This is a genomic window from Borreliella lanei (assembly GCF_014205895.1).
In the GTDB taxonomy this organism is placed as follows: domain Bacteria; phylum Spirochaetota; class Spirochaetia; order Borreliales; family Borreliaceae; genus Borreliella; species Borreliella lanei.
Window position 1 is genome coordinate 105,698 of sequence record NZ_JACHFC010000003.1, and the last position, 18,280, is coordinate 123,977.

The 18,280-nt window shown below is 29.2% G+C and carries 20 protein-coding genes; 2 read left to right on the plus strand and 18 right to left on the minus strand.

Annotated features, from left to right (window positions below; genetic code table 11):
* Positions 1 to 8: 8 nt before the first annotated feature.
* Positions 9 to 1,019, minus strand: coding sequence for a peptidylprolyl isomerase (locus HNQ06_RS03765; protein WP_184107614.1), 1,011 nt, complete (start codon positions 1,017 to 1,019; stop codon positions 9 to 11).
* A 79-nt stretch (positions 1,020 to 1,098) separates the two neighbouring features.
* Positions 1,099 to 2,295 (minus strand): acetyl-CoA C-acyltransferase, encoded by a 1,197-nt coding sequence (locus HNQ06_RS03770; protein WP_184107615.1) that lies wholly within the window; start codon positions 2,293 to 2,295, stop codon positions 1,099 to 1,101.
* Positions 2,296 to 2,431: 136 nt separating this feature from the next.
* On the opposite strand from HNQ06_RS03770, the gene HNQ06_RS03775 reads away from it, so the two are divergent.
* Positions 2,432 to 3,796, plus strand: coding sequence for a hypothetical protein (locus HNQ06_RS03775; RefSeq protein ID WP_184107616.1), 1,365 nt, complete (start codon positions 2,432 to 2,434; stop codon positions 3,794 to 3,796).
* 3 nt (positions 3,797 to 3,799) lie between these two features.
* Here HNQ06_RS03775 and dnaB read toward each other — a convergent pair whose 3' ends face one another.
* The 6 genes from dnaB to HNQ06_RS03805 form a co-directional block, all read right to left on the minus strand.
* Entirely contained in the window at positions 3,800 to 5,167 is a 1,368-nt protein-coding gene (gene dnaB, locus HNQ06_RS03780; protein WP_184107617.1) for a replicative DNA helicase, read from the minus strand.
* A gap of 24 nt (positions 5,168 to 5,191) precedes the next feature.
* Positions 5,192 to 5,692 (minus strand): 50S ribosomal protein L9, encoded by a 501-nt coding sequence (gene rplI, locus HNQ06_RS03785; protein ID WP_184107618.1) that lies wholly within the window; start codon positions 5,690 to 5,692, stop codon positions 5,192 to 5,194.
* A gap of 18 nt (positions 5,693 to 5,710) precedes the next feature.
* Positions 5,711 to 6,001, minus strand: a complete 291-nt coding sequence (rpsR, locus tag HNQ06_RS03790) for a 30S ribosomal protein S18 (RefSeq protein WP_002556715.1) — start codon at positions 5,999 to 6,001, stop codon at positions 5,711 to 5,713.
* Between the two features lie 14 nt (positions 6,002 to 6,015).
* Positions 6,016 to 6,465 carry a single-stranded DNA-binding protein gene (locus tag HNQ06_RS03795; protein WP_184107619.1) on the minus strand — a complete coding sequence of 150 codons (450 nt, stop codon included), beginning with the start codon at positions 6,463 to 6,465 and terminating at the stop codon, positions 6,016 to 6,018.
* A gap of 11 nt (positions 6,466 to 6,476) precedes the next feature.
* On the minus strand, positions 6,477 to 6,896 hold the full coding sequence (gene rpsF, locus HNQ06_RS03800) for a 30S ribosomal protein S6 (protein WP_184107620.1): 420 nt from the start codon (positions 6,894 to 6,896) through the stop codon (positions 6,477 to 6,479).
* Positions 6,897 to 7,035: 139 nt separating this feature from the next.
* Positions 7,036 to 8,730: a PTS transporter subunit EIIC gene (locus tag HNQ06_RS03805; protein WP_184107621.1), complete on the minus strand. Its 1,695-nt coding sequence runs from the start codon at positions 8,728 to 8,730 to the stop codon at positions 7,036 to 7,038.
* A gap of 205 nt (positions 8,731 to 8,935) precedes the next feature.
* On the opposite strand from HNQ06_RS03805, the gene trhA reads away from it, so the two are divergent.
* Positions 8,936 to 9,637 carry a PAQR family membrane homeostasis protein TrhA gene (gene trhA, locus HNQ06_RS03810; protein ID WP_184107622.1) on the plus strand — a complete coding sequence of 234 codons (702 nt, stop codon included), beginning with the start codon at positions 8,936 to 8,938 and terminating at the stop codon, positions 9,635 to 9,637.
* Here the strand turns inward: trhA and rseP are convergent.
* The 10 genes from rseP to HNQ06_RS03860 form a co-directional block, all read right to left on the minus strand.
* The gene (gene rseP, locus HNQ06_RS03815; RefSeq protein WP_184107623.1) at positions 9,634 to 10,935 is read right to left on the minus strand and encodes an RIP metalloprotease RseP; all 1,302 of its coding nucleotides are present in this window, start codon (positions 10,933 to 10,935) and stop codon (positions 9,634 to 9,636) included. The two genes, trhA and rseP, sit on opposite strands and share 4 nt — an antisense overlap.
* A gap of 18 nt (positions 10,936 to 10,953) precedes the next feature.
* The gene (locus HNQ06_RS03820) at positions 10,954 to 11,817 is read right to left on the minus strand and encodes a phosphatidate cytidylyltransferase (protein WP_184107706.1); all 864 of its coding nucleotides are present in this window, start codon (positions 11,815 to 11,817) and stop codon (positions 10,954 to 10,956) included.
* Entirely contained in the window at positions 11,807 to 12,499 is a 693-nt protein-coding gene (uppS, locus tag HNQ06_RS03825; RefSeq protein WP_184107624.1) for a polyprenyl diphosphate synthase, read from the minus strand. Before uppS ends, HNQ06_RS03820 begins: the two co-directional genes overlap by 11 nt.
* Before the next feature lie 5 nt (positions 12,500 to 12,504).
* Positions 12,505 to 13,059 carry a ribosome recycling factor gene (frr, locus tag HNQ06_RS03830; RefSeq protein ID WP_184107625.1) on the minus strand — a complete coding sequence of 185 codons (555 nt, stop codon included), beginning with the start codon at positions 13,057 to 13,059 and terminating at the stop codon, positions 12,505 to 12,507.
* Between the two features lie 34 nt (positions 13,060 to 13,093).
* Positions 13,094 to 13,933 (minus strand): translation elongation factor Ts, encoded by an 840-nt coding sequence (gene tsf, locus HNQ06_RS03835; RefSeq protein WP_184107626.1) that lies wholly within the window; start codon positions 13,931 to 13,933, stop codon positions 13,094 to 13,096.
* Positions 13,934 to 13,936: 3 nt separating this feature from the next.
* Entirely contained in the window at positions 13,937 to 14,719 is a 783-nt protein-coding gene (gene rpsB / locus HNQ06_RS03840; RefSeq protein WP_184107627.1) for a 30S ribosomal protein S2, read from the minus strand.
* A 214-nt stretch (positions 14,720 to 14,933) separates the two neighbouring features.
* Positions 14,934 to 15,212 carry a hypothetical protein gene (locus HNQ06_RS03845; RefSeq protein ID WP_184107628.1) on the minus strand — a complete coding sequence of 93 codons (279 nt, stop codon included), beginning with the start codon at positions 15,210 to 15,212 and terminating at the stop codon, positions 14,934 to 14,936.
* A 21-nt stretch (positions 15,213 to 15,233) separates the two neighbouring features.
* Entirely contained in the window at positions 15,234 to 15,956 is a 723-nt protein-coding gene (locus tag HNQ06_RS03850; RefSeq protein ID WP_184107629.1) for a hypothetical protein, read from the minus strand.
* Positions 15,957 to 16,013: 57 nt separating this feature from the next.
* Positions 16,014 to 16,625: a tetratricopeptide repeat protein gene (locus HNQ06_RS03855; RefSeq protein WP_184107630.1), complete on the minus strand. Its 612-nt coding sequence runs from the start codon at positions 16,623 to 16,625 to the stop codon at positions 16,014 to 16,016.
* Positions 16,625 to 18,280 (minus strand): 30S ribosomal protein S1, encoded by a 1,656-nt coding sequence (locus HNQ06_RS03860; protein ID WP_184107631.1) that lies wholly within the window; start codon positions 18,278 to 18,280, stop codon positions 16,625 to 16,627. Before HNQ06_RS03860 ends, HNQ06_RS03855 begins: the two co-directional genes overlap by 1 nt.

Genomic DNA, 18,280 nt, shown 5'->3' on the forward strand with positions numbered 1-18,280 from the left:
AGTATGTTTTATTTTAGACTAGAATCCAAGATTTGTATATTTGCAGACTTGTTAAGCTTACCATACATATCTTGCTGCACTTGAACAACAATTTGCTGTTGTTGAACATTAACCATGTTATTTCTTATTGCATCTTTGACAATCAAATCTGCAGTAGGAGACACTTTATCATTCAAGCCTAAAAATCTCTGAGCATATTTTTCTGTAACTTTAATAATATGAAACCCTTCCTTTGAAGCAATAGGCGAAGATATATCACCCTTATTAAAATTAAAAACCTCTTTCACAAAATCGGCTCCAAGAAGATTTTGAGCATTTTGATCACCCCTTGACAAAAACCCAAGATCACCATTTTTAGCCTTAGAAGACTCGTCATTTGAATATTTTCTTACAGCTTCTTCAAAAGTAATTTTTTTTGATCTTATTTGGCTTAATATATTTTTTGCTTGATCCAAAACATCTGATCTTTTTTTGTCTTTAGTAGAAAAAAATACATGACTAACTCTTGAAATATCAGGATTTACAAATTTAGTTTTATTAGCCTCATAATACTCAACAATTTCTTTCTCACTAGGAGTTTTAACTTCAGAAAACTTGGGCTGAGCTTGCTTTAAAACAAGCTTTTGAGAAGACAGAGATCTTTTCATTGAAGATAAAAGCTCGCCCCAATTTGTACCTTGTTTTTCTATCATCTGCTTGATTTGCTCATCAGTAAAATTTACAAGTCCAAATTGAGTTCTAATTGTTTGCATAACCTCATCATCTGAAATTTTAATTCCTTGTTTTGAAGCCTCTTGGCTAAAAAGAACATCTGCTATTAAAACTTGCAAAACTTGCTTTTTCTCAGCAGCAGTCAAGTCTCTACCTTGAGTCTTTTTAAATATATCAACCTTAGAATCAAAACCGGTTTTAGTAATAATTTCATTCTTATATAAATTAATAATAGCAACAGGAGTATTTTGAGCAAAAGAGTTAATCCCTGCAGTTCCCAATATTACCCAAAATAAAAAACTCTTCATAACATAACCTCTTATTAAAGAATCACTTACCCACTAATTTAACAAAATTTTACATTTAAATCTAGTTAATAAAACATTTTCATCTATACAAAAAACTAGAAATTCCTTGTCCACCACCAATACAAATAGATGCTATTCCTTTTGTTTTATTCTTTATTTTCATAGAGCGAGAAAGTGTTAATAAAATTCTTGAACCACTAACTGCAAATGGATGCCCCAAAGCAATAGCACCACCATTTACATTAATAATATCGCTAGTTATATTGTATTTTTCAAACAAGGCCTTTTCAATGCTTAATGCTTGAGCTGCAAATGCCTCATTTACCTCAATTAAATCTATTTCGCTAGGATTTAAACTTAATTTACTAATAATACCTTCAATAGCCATATAGGCTCCAAAACCCATATAAAGCGGATCAAGACCTACACTTTTAAATCCTCCAATATAAGCTAATGGACTTACCCCTAAGCTTTTTACTCTTTCCTCACTTGCTAAAATTAAAAAACAAGCACCATCATTTAAACTTGAAGAATTTCCGGCAGTTACTGTACCCGATTCTTTAAAAACAGGATTAAGAGATGCTAGCTTATTTAAAGTTAAATTATCTCTTATTTCCTCATCACTTGAGACAGTCCTGTTAGAGTTGATCTTCTTATCAAAAACGGTCAGGGGATAAATTTCATCCTCAAAATATCCAAGCTCTCTTGCCTTTAATGCCTTTGCATGAGAATTATATGCAAATTCATCTTGCATTTCTCTTGTTATTCTATATTTTTCTGAGAGATTTTCAGCCGTAAGCCCCATGGAAATAAAATTCAGAGAATCTATTAAAGCATCTTTTTGGATTGAATCTTCAATTCCAAAATTACCAAATTTAAGACCGTCAAACCTAATCTTTCTAGGTAATAAATAAGGAGAATTGGTTAGATCTTCCACCCCTCCAGCTAAAACAATGTCATTGTCTCCAAGAGCAATAGAATTAAATGCAAGCTCCAAAGCCTTAAGGCCAGAACCACAAACTTTATTAACGCTAAATGCGGGCACGGTATCGCCCAAATTAGACTTCAAAGCAATTTGTCTTGCAATATTTTGACCAAGTCCCGCAGATATTACATTTCCAACAATAACCTCATCAACTTTGCATAACTTATTTCTTCCAAGCAAAGCTTTAACAACTTTTGAAGATTCATCAATAATATCTAAACCCCTAAAAGAACCTCCAAACTTGAAATTGGGCGTTCTAAGTCCATCAATAATAGCTACCTTTTTTATCACAACTACTCCTAAAGTCTTAGTAAACTTATTGAATTATACAATACAATAGATCATATAAAAACTAAGTTTATTTAATAAAAATAAACTATTTAACCTAAATTATTTAATAAACAAACTAAAATGCTATAATTTAAAAATGCGGTTTAAAAAAATATTTTTAATAATATTTATAATTTCTAATTTAAAAGTTTATTCTTATAATTATTCAATCCAATATAAAAATGAAGGTATTGACAAATATTATTTTGAAATACTAAATGATGGATTCGGATTTTCATTAAGCGATTTTTTTGATGACTTGAGAAGTGGCTCTTTAATTTTTACCTATGCTTCAAAATACAATTTTATAATAAATCTAGAAGCACACATGTTAACCTATAGGGGATATAAAGGATCGCCAAAATCTTTAATTAGCAGGACAGACTTAATTGAGATAGGCTTCATGTACTATTTCCCAATCTTATTGCTAATTAATGGAAAAAATTTTGGAGAAATAGACTTGGGAATTGGAGTTAAAAACTTCTTATTTGGAGACTGGGGTGGGCATTTAATGCAAAGCATAATTCACCTCATTTTAAATCAACACCGCCCAATTCCAAGTATAAAAAGTTACGACAGCTACAATTATAGGGGATTTTTAAGTTTTGCTATAAATTACTCCTACATGAATTTTTTAAATTTAGAAAATTATATAGACTTATCTTATTTTGCAGATTATTTTATCAAAAACAGTATTGGAATTACCTTAAAAAATGAAAATATTGGATTTGACATAAAACTTTATTCCCAAATTCAAAATCAAATCAAAAGCCTTAAAACATATTCAAAAACACAAGAAGCAGAAACAGGAATTGGAATAAATTATCAATTTTACTCTAAAAATTTTTTCATAACCAATAATTTAAACATTAAAAATTTTTCAACCAAAGAAAATTTCTTAAGCGTTGGAGGATTTGGAATAATTATTACACCTGAAGAATACAAAAAAACACCAGAATCAAATAATGAATTTAATGTTGTAAGTAATAATTTTTACTTTGGATTTGATATTATGATCCCATTAAAAATAAGAAATTCATTATTTTATAAAATAAATGAAAACATCAACCATTACATTTCAATATCAACAAATTATTACACTAATTATAATGAAACTAACAGCTTTACAAATCAATTATCATCAGGCATCATGTATGAATTTTTACCACAAAAAACATTTAATCCTTACCTAATTTCGGGACTATTTTTTGCCTATAATCAAAATAACCAAGATATTAAAAGCATCTTCAGACCAATAAGAATAAAAAACATTCTTCAAGTTGGAATTGAAAATGAATTAGGATTTTTGTTCAAAATGATAAAATACCACAACACTGAGTATATTTTCAAAATATATTCAAAAGTTAGTTATATTCCTCTAGCTTATAACTTAGATGAAAAAAAATTAGAAAAACATTCTATTAACTTTAATTATTTAGGAATTGGATTAGTAGTTAAATAACAACTAATACTGATGATCTTTGTTAACAAACTTAGTAATGTGTGGCAAAAATAATATATCTGCCCTACCTGTAGGACCATTTCTATGTTTTGCTACAATAACCTTAGTTTCTATTGGTTCTATCTCAGCAGAAGACTCAAATTTAAAATCCTTATCCCTGTGAAGTAAAATTACAATATCGGCATCTTGCTCTAATGCTCCCGATTCCCTTAGACTGGCAAGATTAGGCTCACGCCCTTCCGTATCTCTTGTAAGCTGAGACAATGCAACAATAGGAATCTCAAGCTCTCTAGCAAGCTCTTTGAGAGATTTACTAATCGAAGCAACTTGTTCATGCCTTGGAAGATTTTTTGTCTCAAAAGAAATCAGGCTGATATAATCAACAAATATTATATCTATACCATAAAATCGCTTAAGTTTTCTAGCCTGAGTTGCCAAAGTTAGCAAACTAATATTAGGAGTATCTTCAATATAAAGCTCAGAATCACTAATCTCATTTACAATATCATTTAATGATTTTATCTCTTGTCCAGATAAAATGCTATTTTGAACTTTAAAGCTATCAATACAAGATTGAGAAGATATTATTCTTTTTATTAAAGCATCTGCTGTCATTTCAAGAGAAAAAAATCCTACTTTTTTCTTTTCTTCTTTTCTTAATGCTATAGCAGAAGCAATATTTAAAGCAAATGCCGTTTTACCGATGCTAGGACGAGCACCAACTATAATAAAATCACTATTTCTAAATCCCCCAATAAGAGAGTCAACCTTTCTAAAGCCACTTGGAATACCAAAGTTTGCTTCTTTTTTCTTCATACTGCGCTCATATATCTCATTATGAACGCGTTCTGCAATAACTTTAGCATGATATAGGTTTTTACTAGAATAATCTAACTCAATTGAAAGAATCTTTTGTTGAGATTCTTCAACAATCTCATTAATAGATTTTGTAGAATCATTTATATAGTCATTAAGCTCTTTAGAAACATTTAAAATGCTTCTACGAACACTCTGTTCTTTTACAATTTTCGCATAAACATTTATAGTTCTATCTGTTGGCAAATAAACTGAAAGTGAATCTAAATAATCTGGCAAATTGATTAAATCTTTTTTAATCAAAAGTTGTGTTTTTGAAACATGCTTAGATACTTCTTCAAAAACGGTAATAGGATCAATATTTTCCCTTTTTTCATAAAGCGAAACCATTGCTTTGAAAATCAACTTGTGAGTTTCATTGTAAAAATCATCTGCTCTTACATGAAAAGCAATTTGCTCTATCTTATCTGAATTATAAAATATACTAGAAATTACCGCTTTTTCTGCACCATCATTAAAAAGAAGTGCAGAATTTGAAAAAGCTGCTAAAGCCACAAACTACACCCTTTCTCTTTCAGCTTACTCATCTTCTTTATTCAACTTTTTACTTAAAGACTTTTTATCCTCTTGCTCTTTTTCTTTTTTTATCTCTACCTTAATAATAGAACTAATACCTTCATAAAGCTTAATTGTCACATCATAAGTTCCAAAAGTCTTTAAAGTTCCATGATGTATATCTATTTTTTTTCTCTCTATATCAAAACCAAGTTTTAAAAGTTCATCAGCAATATTTAAACTGTTAACACTATGAAACAATTTGCCAGAATCATTAGATTTCATAAAAAATTCTAATTTAACAAGATCAAGCTTAGATTTCAGATCGTTGGCCATTTGTTTTTTTGTTTCTTGCTTTTTCAATATTGATCTTCTTTTTTGATTAAAAATCTCAATATTATGTTTATTTGAAAAAACTGCAAAACCTTTGGGTAGTAAATAGTTTCTTGCAAATCCATCTCTTACCTCTACCGTATCTCCTTCTTTTCCAAGATTAATAAAATCTTCCTTTAAAATCACTTTCATAATTACCCCCACAAATAATTATTTTTTTACAAAAGGCAACAAAGCCATATATCTTGCCCGCTTAATTTCTAATGCCAAGCGCCTTTGATGCTTAGCAGAGGTTCCAGTAATTCTTTTGGGTAAAATTTTACCTTGCTCAGTAATAAACTTTTTAAGAAAATCAAAATCCTTATAATCAGGATGTTTGCCAGAATCACAAAATTTACATGACTTTCTCTTAAAAAATCTGAAATTTGAATTTTTCTTAAAGCCATCCTGCTGATTTTCAAATCTTGAATCTCTTTGATTTGTATCTCTATCTTTATACATAAACTTAAACTCCATTAAAAAGGTATATCTTCGCTAAATTTATCATCAACAATATCAATATCCTTAACTACATCTTCTTTTTGATGGTTTGTCAAACTATTAATATCTGAATCTTGCATTTGAATAGTATTAGAACCTGAACTAAACATTTGCAAATTATCTACAAATATATTTACCTTACTCCTCTTATCACCCGTATTCCTATCTTGCCAGCTTTCATATTTAAGAGATCCACTTACCACAACTTGTTTGCCCTTTTTCAAATAATCGTTGAGACTTTCAGCTCTCTTTGAAAAAATAACACAATCAAAATATTGTGGATAATCAATCCATTCATCATTTTTCTTCATTCTTCTATTATTAGCTAAAGAAAACCTAAGAATAGCCATGCCACTTTCTGTATAAGAAAGCTCAGAATCTCTTGTAAGCCTACCAGACAATACTAATGAATTAATATCAGCCATTCAAAACCCTCTTATTTTTCCTGAATATCTGTGCTTTCAGAACCTGTTGGTGTTTCAACCTTAGAGACACCTTTAAGACTGTCTTTATCAATATTGTCTCTAAATTCTCTAAAACTTCTTCTTTTGATTTTTTTAGTATTGATCTTTCTAACTATTTTGACCAAAATCATATACCTAAGCAAGTTTTTAATTAACTTAAGCCTTGATTCAAGTTCTTTTAAATTATTACCTTCCATACTAAACTCTATTATTTCATAACGACCTCTGGCCTGCTTTTTAATAGGATATTCTAAGGCTCTCTCTCCAATAAAATTACTAACAATATCGGTTGCGCCAAAAAATTCTAAAGATTTTTTAACCTCTTCTAAAGAACCTTTATATTCAATTTCTTCACTTTTAAACAAAAAACATGCCTCATATCTTTTAATCATTACTAAAACTCCTTATGGTCTATCGCATTGCAAATATGCAACAAAGGCTACTTAGTTAGTATATAAAAGAGACCAATTTTTTTCAACAATAAAAACTTTTTATAATATACAAAAGGTAATTAAAAAATAATCTTAACCTCTAATCTTCTTCTGATTCGCTAAGCTTATAGGTTTTCCCCAATTTGCCTTGCTTTTCAAGTTTTTTATCTTCTTTCATTTCAATATAAGTCTTAAAGCCTTTTTTTACATTATCAACTGCAACCATAACACTAGCTTCGAAAAGACTCTTTGGAGAATAGGTATCAATAGCCTTTTTAATATAATAAACATTAGATCCGTAAAAGAGCTGAACTTTGCTATTAACAAGAGCTACTTTAAGAACTCCAGCCTCTTTAAGTAAATCATTATCAACAAGCTCAGTATTAACAACATCTACATGCAATCTTGTAGAACAAACATCAAGCTTTGTAATATTATCAAATCCACCAAGACCTTGAATTAAAAGATGAGCAATCCCAAGGCTCTCTAGCTTGCCTTCTTGTCCTTCAAAAAATGGATCATCTGTAACAAATATCTGAAAATCAAAATATCTATAAAGCCAACTAAAAGTAAAATAATAAAGAGCAAAAAATATTGCTCCTAAAGGTACTATACTAATCCAATTTGTCTTAGAATTTCCTTGAAGTATTCCAAACATAAAAAAATCCAAAAATCCAGTAGAAAAGGTATTGCCAATCGTAACATCAAAAAAATTAGCAAGCAACAATGCAAATCCTGAATAAGTGGCATGAACAAAATAAAGCAAAGGCGCTGTAAAAATAAACAAAAATTCTAAAGGCTCAGTTATTCCTGTTAAAAAAGCTGTTAAAGCTCCAGATAAAAGAAGCGCTGCAACCTTATTTTTATCTTCATGAACAATGCCCTTGTAAACCCCCAATGCTGCTCCAGGCAGTCCAAACATAATAGAGAGATAAAATCCACTGCTAATCTTGGCAAAGCCTGATGAAAATTTACCAAGTGATGGGTCTAATAGTTGAGCATAAAATATATTCTTAAGACCTCTAACGGTATTGCCATTAACAATCTCTACTCCTCCCAAAGAAGTAAACTCAAAAGGAAAAGATAAAATAGAATGCAACCCCAAAGGCAATAAAAGCCTATTTAAAAATCCATAAAGAAAACTACCAAAATATTCAAACTTAAAAACAAACACACCTAAAGATGCAATTAACTTGTCAAAACTTGACCAAATCAAACAAAAAAATATCGCCAAAACAACACAAAAAGGCAATATTATTACTATAGGTACAAAATGGCACTCTGAAAAGAAAATAAAAGGCTTGGGCAGCTTCATGTTATAAAATTTGTTATGCAAATAGCCAACTACAAGACCTACCGCTAAAGAACCTGCAATTCCCGTATTTAAAGTCTGAACACCCAAAAAATTTATACGCCCCACAGAAGACATTGCCTCTGCTTCAACAAGTCCTGAAAAGGTCTCAATAAAATAATTTTCAGTAATATTAAATGTTAAATAACCAATAAGGCCCCCTAAAGCAGCTGTTCCCTGCCCCATTCTTGCAACTCCAATAGAAATTCCAATAGAAAAAATTAAAGGCATATTGAGAAGAATAGCATTGCCTATAGCCTTCATTAAGCCTAAAACATTTTGAATAAAAATTTTATCAATATAAACAATACTAGAAGAATTTGAAAATACAGATCCAATGCCAATCAATAAACATGAAACTGGTAAAATAGAAATAGGCACTCGCAGTGCTTTAGAAAATTTTTGCAAACTTGAAAAGTTAATTATTTTAATAAAATTAATCATGCTAAGCCTCTCCAATGCTAATTTCAGCAAACACTATTTATTATAAAGCTTTTTTTGCAAAAAAAAACTTTACTTATTAAATAAGCCTAATAATAAGATTCGACAAATCAAGCAATATTTAATTTGATCTTGAGAAAAACTTACAATTACAGTAATGTATTATATATTTTTTATAAATTAATGATAAAACAACGGAGGTAAGGCTGTGCTTAGAGAAAATAAACTTAAAAATTACTCGTTAAGCGATGTTAATACAAGCAAAATACCAAAAAATGAACTTTTTAGTTCAATATCACATCTTTTTGGGATCATTTTGTCTATCATTGGAACAACAATTCTTGTTACAATATCTACTCTTAAGAAAAAAGATTTACATATACTTGTATTCTTTATTTACGGATTTTCAATGACCCTATTATATGTAATGAGCACTCTTTACCACATATTTCCAAAAGGAAGTAAAATAAAAAAAATATTTAGAAAATTTGATCATATTTCAATATTTATTCTAATAGCAGGAACATATACTCCTGCATGTGCAATCCTTGTACCAAACAAATCAGGACTAATCATCTTATGCATAGTATGGAGTCTAGCTATAATCGGAATCATTTTTAAAGCAATATTTACAAATAGCCCTGGATGGTTTAATGGATCCATATTTATAATCATGGGATGGATTATCATTTTTAAAATTAAGCCCATTTATAAGGCCCTCAACGGAAAAGGATTTTTTTGGTTAGTTTTTGGTGGAATCGTATATACAATAGGCGGAATAGTATACATATTAAGTAAAAAATTTAATCCAACAATTAATATGAAAATGCATGATGTATTTCATGTATTAATAATAATCGCATCAGCATCTCACTTTTGGCTTATGCTAAAATACATTTCTAATTTTTAATTAAATATATTTAAAAGACCTTTCAAATCGTTAAAAAGGCCTAAACCAAAAAGAAACAGCCCAAAAAAAATGCCAACGCTATAAAAAGAATAAATGGTTTTGGCCTTAAATCTTTTTCCACGCAAAAGTTCAATAAAGCTGATAAAAATTTGTCCCCCATCAAAAATAGGTATTACAATAAAAAATAAATTCATACCAGCAAGAATTAAGCTCAAGAAAGAAATGCTATTAATCCAATACAATAACCCTAAAGAATAAGATGAAGAGAGAATGCCTACAATTCCAACAGGGCCTGATACACTCTTAGAAGTATTTAAAAAATTTGTTATTAATAAAAAAATAGAATACAAAATTTCTTGCAAAGTATTTACAACCTTTAAAAAAGAATTTTTAATGGCACTTGAAACATTTTCTACTTTAGCTATCCTTTTTAAAGGTGGTGAAAAATATATACCAATCATTTTGTTTTTATCATGAAATACTAATTTTGAAGAAAAAATCTCTCCATTTCTAGAAAACTTAATCTCCACAACATCCGAATTTAAATTCTTAAGAAAATTATCTAAATCTCTTTTATTTTTCAAAAGAATATTATCAATGCTAATTATTTCGTCTCCCGGTTTCATTCCCGCAATCTTAGCAGGAGAATTTAAAACCACATCTGCTATCACGAGATCAATCCAAGGGCCAATTTCTTTTAAAAAATCTTGCAAACTAACAGTCTCTTGAAAAGTAATATTTTCTTTTTCCCTTAAAACATCAAATGTAACTGTGGATTTTTCCTCAGGAATAACTTTTCTTAAATCAGAAAAATATTCAATTTTTTTATTATTAACCTTTAATATAACATCGCCATCTCTAAATTTATCTTTTAAAAAAGAATCTTTATTTAAAATACTAACCCTTGAAGAATAATCAAAATATATAACACCCGCCATACTTATAAAAATGAAAACAAAAAATGAAAAAATCAAATTAAACAAAGGGCCTGCAAAGTATATTAAAATTTTTTTAAAATGTGAAATTCCAAACAAAGAATCTTTATCTGCTTCTAATTCTTTATTTGCCTTAAGCTCCTTTTCTAAGTGATCAAATCCCTTAAGCTTGCAATATCCTCCTAGAAGGATTGGAGAAAGTCTATACTCAGTATTATTAATTTTAAACTTTAATATGCTAGGACCTATGCCTACAGAAAAAACTTCAACCTTAACTTTAAAAAGTTTAGCAAACAAAAAGTGCCCTAGCTCATGAATAAATATTATAAAACTAAGAGCCAGCACGCTAAAAAAAATATACATAATTTCCTCCAAAAATCACTAAGATAGGTATAAATAAAATATTGGACCTGTCAAAAGAAAAGAATCAATCGAATCAAGAGCCCCGCCTCTACCAGGAACGATTTTCCCAGAATCTTTTACTCCAGCGCTTCGTTTTAATCCAGATTCAAACAAGTCGCCAATAATGGTAAAAACTCCAATCAAAATGCCAAAAATAATAGATTCCCCATAGCTTAAATTTATTAATCTAAAAATTACAGCAAATATAGCAGTAAACACAGAAAACAAAATGCCCCCAAAAAACCCCATTAATGTTTTATTTGGACTAATAATAGTAGGACGATAGCTGTTTTTACCTAAAAAATAACCAAAAAGATATGCAAAAGTATCGTTTCCACTTACCATAGCAAAAAGTATTAACATTAAAAATGGTGCCTTAGGTAAAGTTGTAATAGAAACCGTAAAAGACATTAATGCCCCAGGATATATAAGTATAAAAAGTATTGACGTTGCTTGAGACAAAAAGTTTCCAATCTCATGTTCTTTAATAAACACCAAATCAACAATCCAATTGCTAAAAACTAATGCTACAACCAAGTAATATATTAAATTCATGCCCAAGTAAAAAACATTAAAATGAATATATGTTAAAATTGGGGGAACAAACCCTAAAAAAAAAGATAATATACTCGAAAGTCCTGAAGATTTGAATTTTAATTTTAATAAATCATTAACTTCTTTTGCAGCAAAGCCACTAAATATAAAAATTAAAATATTAAGGAATAAATAATGTTTAAAATCTAAAAATATCAAAAATAAAATCAAAGGAACAAAAAATAGAAATGTTCCCAACCTTGCAAAAAAAGCAAATCTCTTAACCTCACTCAACAAATCATCTCCCAAAATTTCTTCTTCTAAATTGGAAACATTCCAAATCCTTACTATATCTATTGTCATAATATTCAGGCCACAAAACATTTGAAAAAATTAATTCAGAATAAGCAATCCTCCATAAGAAAAAATTACTTATTCTAATATTTCCGCCTGTACGTATTAAAAGATCAAGATCAGGCAGTTCTGGATTGTCTAAAAAACTGGAAAAAGTATTCTCATTCAAAGATTTTAAATCAAAATCACTTAAAACAAATTTTTTAACAGCTCTAAGTATTTCATTGCGACCTCCATAATTGATTGCCAAATTTAAAATAAGGTTGTTGAAATTTTCAGAGAATCTAATAGAATCTTTTATAGAACTTTTTACTTCCTCACTTAAAGACTCAACATCTCCTGAAACTATTATTTTTATTCCATTTTTTTTGTAAAAATCAAATTCGGCTCTCAAATAGTTAGCAATTAAAAACATTAACTTTTCTATCTCACAATAATCCCTTTTCCAGTTCTCAGTAGAAAATACATAAAAGGATAAATATTTAATACCTACCCTTAAAGAATGCTTAACTATTTCTTTTGCTCTTTTAAGACCCTCTTTATAACCTTCCAAAGAAGACAATCCTTTACTTAAAGCCCACCTTCTATTGCCATCCATAATGATTCCAACATGACTTGGAAGAGAACCTTTATTCATGGGACTTAAGCTTCCATTATTTCTTGAATTTTAGATTCTAAAATAGAATCTATCTTTTTAATATAAATATCTGTAGATTTCTGAATATCATCTAAAATTCTTTTTAAACTATCCTCGGTGATTTCCGAATCTTTTTCTTGCTTTCTAACCTTATTGTTTAAATCCTGTCGTATATTTCTAGTTGAAATTTTATGTTCTTCTGCTATTTTTTTAGCATGCTTTACAATGTCTTGCCGCCTTTCACTAGTTAATGCTGGAACCTTAATTCTAATAACAGAACCATCACTTGAAGGGTTCATAGAAAGATCAGAATTAAGTATGGCTTGTTCTATCTTATTTAAGATGCTTTTATCCCAAGGTTGAATAACAACAAGCCTTGCTTCAGGAACTCTAATACTTGACACTTGAGTTATAGGCGTTCTTTGGCCATGGTATTGAATAAAAATTTTTTCAAAAATATTACTATTAATTCTACCTGTTCTTAACGTTTTATATTCATTGCCAAGCGATAAAAGAACCTTGCTCATCTTTTCATCTAGAAAAGCCTTATAATCTTCCATATAAACTCCTCCTTGCTGATAAAAAGCACATTATCTACCCTATTCTTAAATACTTAAACTCAACTATTTCCATTTTGCTTGAAATTGCTTTTGAAATCTCTTCAAGCATTTCCCTTACAGTTATTTTATCATTCTTTACAAAACTTTGCTCAAGAAGAGAAATTTCAGCAAGATGTTTTTTGATTTTTCCCGCAACTATACCTTTGATTATGCTTTCTGGCTTACCGCTAGATTCTAATTGTTTAGAAAATATCTCTTCTTGCTCTTTAATATAATTTGGACAAACATCATCATTTCTCAAATAAACAGGAGCAAAAGCAGCCACATGCAAAGCTAAATCCATAGCAAAATTTTGAAACATTTTATCTTCGGTTTTAGAAAAATCATCTACTTTTAATTTAACTAAAACGCCTATCTTGGATTGTTCACCATGCAAATAAATTTTTACAAATTCATTAGATTGAATTTCAGTAATAAAAATTTTTTTAACCTGAATATTTTCTTTTATTGTTGCTGCCAAATTTTTAAGCTCTAACTCTTGAGAACTAGTTAAAGAATCTTTTCCGCTTTCTACCAATTCCTTAATCAAAGAACTGCCAAAATTAACAAAATTATGATTTAAAGCAACAAAGTCTGTTTCACAAGAAACAAGCAAAAGCCCAGCATTAACATTATTTGAATATGAGAATACTCTACCTTCTTTTGCATCTCGGTCAAGTCTTTTCTCAGCAGATGCAATTCCCATTTCTCTAAGTTTTTTCTTAGCCAATTCAAAGTCTCCACCAGCAGCGGACAAAGCTTTTTTACAATCTCCAAAACCAGCATTGGTTTCTTCTCGAAGCTTTTTTACATCTTGAGGACTAATAATGCTCATAAATTACTCTCCCCTTTCTTCAATAGAATCACTTTTATCATTTTTAATTTCAATTTCCTTCATTAAATCTTCTTCATTTAAATTTTCAATTATTTGAATACCAACCTCTTTATCACTTTCTAAAATAGCATCAGATATTATTTTAGTAAACAAAGCAACAGAACGAATCGCATCATCATTACCAGGAATTGGACAATCAATAACATCTGGATTACAATTCGTATCAACCACAGAAATAATAGGGATTTTTAATTTTCTAGCCTCATTAATGGCTATCTGCTCTCTCTTAGGATCAATGATAAAAATAGCACCAGGAAGTGTTTCCATATCCTTTATACCTGTTAAATTTTTAGCTAATTTTGATTTTTCACGATTAAGTTGTGAAATCTCTTTTTTGCTTATCATATCAAAAGTTCCATCAACTTCCATCTTTTCTAGCTTTTTTAATTTTTGAACAGATTTTCTAATCGTATTAAAATTAGAAAGCATGCCCCCAAGCCATCTATTATTTACATATGGCATATCACTTCTTCTTGCTTCTTGTTCTATTATCTCACTAGCTTGCTTTTTGGTTCCAACAAAAAGCACCTTTTTACCATCTTTTATTACACTTTGAACAAGCTCATAAGAATCTTTAATGCCCTGTAAAGTCTTTTGAAGATCTAAAATATGTATTTCATTTCTCTCAGAAAAAATAAATCTTTTCATTCTAGGATCAAGCCTTTTTACTTGATGACCAAAATGAACTCCGGCCTCCAACAGGCTTTTCATCGTAACAATTGCCAAATCAACCTCCTATTATCCTTCTCTTTTACTCACCATGCAAACACACAGCGGAAATTATCCCCTCTTTTATAAGAATATAATAAAACAATCCAATTAATAAGTCCACCTCATTAAAAATAAACGTCATTCTCTTTAATAAAATTATCAACAAATTATATTAATAAAAAAATATTAAAAGCCAAATTAATATCTAACTCTTTTAAAAATCATTCTTTTATAAATCGTTCTTATTTCTTTCAGAGAATTTAATCAAACTTATTAAAATAACTGACCCCAAAATAGGAAATAAATAAAGAACAAAATCTATTTGCCTTTCATAATAATCAGAATAGAAAAAGGGAATAAAAAACAAAAATACAATTCCACCCAAAAAGCTTATTAAATAAACTACTAAAAACTTAAAATTCAATATGTTTAAAAACATAACAAAAAAGCTCACCAAAAAAGAAATAACAATATTTGTTAAAATCAAATGAGAAAAAAATACTATCATACTCGCTCCCTTTAAAAAGAACTAATTAGATAAACTAAATCCCGATAAATCTCCAAGATTAATAAGAACACTATAAGCATCATCAACAATACTGCCGACACCCATAACAAAAATTGCCAAATTATACTTAGGGGCAATATCTTTTGTAAAAAAATCCTCATTTATATGTTTTAGATCAATTGGCCTTTTCTCTTTATCTAAAAAATTGGACTTTTTAATAGATTTTGAAAAACCTATATATTCTCCTTTGTCAATATGGGACCTATATATATTTTTCTTCTCAAGAATAACAGATGAAGAAGCATTTCCATTTTTCACAATAATGAAAGCCTCACCAGGAACATCCTTTCTTAATTCCCCAAAATTTATTTCAAAATATAAAGGCAATTTGCTATCTACCCATTCTTTATTTAATTTAAAAACAGGTTTACCTGAATAAACAGTAGAACTCAAATTTATTTTATAAAACCCTCTATTATTAAATTCCCTAACATTGTCAAAAACGCCCTTTAAGGCCTCAAAATCTTTTTCTACACTTTTTTGGAAACTGCTTATGTGATAATTGGCACCTTCCGGATAAAACTTGTAATATATATCAAAACCTCTTAATTTACCAGCTGCTTGATTAGAAAAATAACCTGCTGGTAAAAAAAAAGCTACAGAATCTCTTGAAATTCGACTATCAACCTTTTCTGGTGAAGGAAGTATTAAAACATTGTCAAGACCACATCCAAAAAACCCCATACAAAATACAAAATATAAGATAAAAAAAATTATAAAACCTCCCCCAAAAAATACAAATTAATTTTGCTTAAGTTCTAAAATTTTATTATTTGCTATATTTATATATAAATTATTTTCATACGGAAACTTAACAATCTCTTCATATACTTTCACAGCAAGATCCTTATCTTTTTCCTCAATCAATATTGCCTTACTCAAAAGGGCTCTTACCTTTAAAAAGTCCAAACTAGTATTATTGATAAGATCTTCATAAACTAACAAAGCATCTTCTTTTAATCCCATTTTTTCATAAACTGCAGCTTTATTAAGAAAAGCAATTTCACTTTCAATGCCTTTTGCTTTAATAACAATATCTAAATCTTTAATAGCCTCATCATACTGTGCTTGACTCTGAAAATAAACAGCTCTAGCCAAATAGAACCTTGAAATAAAATAAGATGAAATTTCTTTTTCCTTTGAAATAAGTTCCTTTATCCTAAGAAATATTTTTTCTCTCTCTTTGGCATCATTTTCTTTTAAATAATCATTTAAATCTTTTTCAAGATTTTCTACTATTTCTCCACCACTCTTTACATAATCCTTACCTAAAGAATTATAAAAAACAACAATAATGGATACAAACACAAAAATAATAGCAATAAAGAAAACTAAAAGTTTATTCTTAGCCATTACTCATCCCTCTTTAGTAAATTTTCAAATGGCTTATAAGATTCCTCATCATTACCCTTAAATAAATAAGAAGAAATCTCTTCTCTTGATCTTTGATTTTCATACTCCCTATAAGAGAGTAGCACTGATTTGTCTTTAGAATCAATACTTGTTATTACCACTTTAAGCTTATCTCCAACGCTTAATTTTTCAAAAGTTTCTAAACTAGATTCTTTTGTATCTCCTAGTTGAATTTTACTAATAAATCCCATTATTTTATTATAAACTCTTACTTGAAAGCCTTTTGATTTTTTCTCTACAATTTCAACTTCAATAGCATCACCCTTTTTATAACTTTTAGAAAAATCTTCCCAAGGACTCTCTTCTAACTGCTTAATTCCTAATCTAACATTTCTCTTTCGCCTGTCAACCTCAAGCACTTTCCCATTCACTAAATCACCTATCTTAAAATATTCTTCAGGATCAATCTCTTCAAGCCAAGAAATATCAAACTTACTAACATAAGCATCTATACCTTCTTCAATATTTACAAAAGCCCCTGTTTTTGTAATATTAGTAACAACTCCTTGAACAACTCTCCCAATAGGATATTTCTCAGCTAATCTCTCCCAAGGATTCTCATTGATCTGTTTAATACCTAAGGATATTTTTTGATTTTCTTTATCTATCTCTAAAACTTTAACTTCTACAATCTGGCCAAGTTTTATTAATTCTTGAGGACTTTTTACGACCCTTATCCAAGAAAAATTACTTATATGTAAAAATCCCGACAATTCGCTGTCAAGCTCAATAACAGCTCCAAAGGGTAAAATTTTTACAACTTTCCCTTTTACAATGCTATCAATTTTATATTTAACATCTACAGAATCCCAAGGATTTGCTTTTAGGGCCTTAAGGGACAATTCCATTTTACCTGTTTGTGGATTTATCTTAATAATTTTCAACTTTAGCTTATCACCAACTCTAACAAAATCTTCAACATTTTCAACTTGATTAAAGGCAATATTTCTTTTATGCAAAATTCCTGTAACAAAATTTTTAATTTTTACAATCGCACCGTATTCTGTAATACGCTCAACCACACCATCAACCACATCTTCTTCGCTATAAGAACTTACTAGCTCTATTCTCTTGGCAAGACCTCTTTCTTTTTCTAAAGTGCGTCTATCAAGAATAAGTCTCAAACCGTCTGCTTCGCTTGCTTCAAGAATATAAAATTCAACAATAGACCCTCTTTTTAATTTCTCATCCTTAGATTTAGAGCTTAAATAAAAAGGCATAAAGCCAGAAACATTTTCATTAATTTGAATCTTATAACCATTTGGAAGCTCAACTAACACCTTGCCTTTAATTATTTTTTTATTTTGAATATATTCATATACTTTATCTTGAAAATTCAAAGAATCAAGCTTTTCGACACTTAAAATAAGACCCAATTCTCCACCTATTCTTATAACGATTGCCTCAAGTTTATCACCAACTTTGGGAACATTTTCAAATTCTTCAATCTTGATAAAGCCTTCAGATTTATAACCAATATCTACTAGAACATAATCCTTCATAATGTTAACAACCGTCCCAGAAACACGACTTCCAAGTTCTACTTTTTCAAGTACTTTCAAATAATTTTCTTGTAAATCTTTTTGATTTTCCAT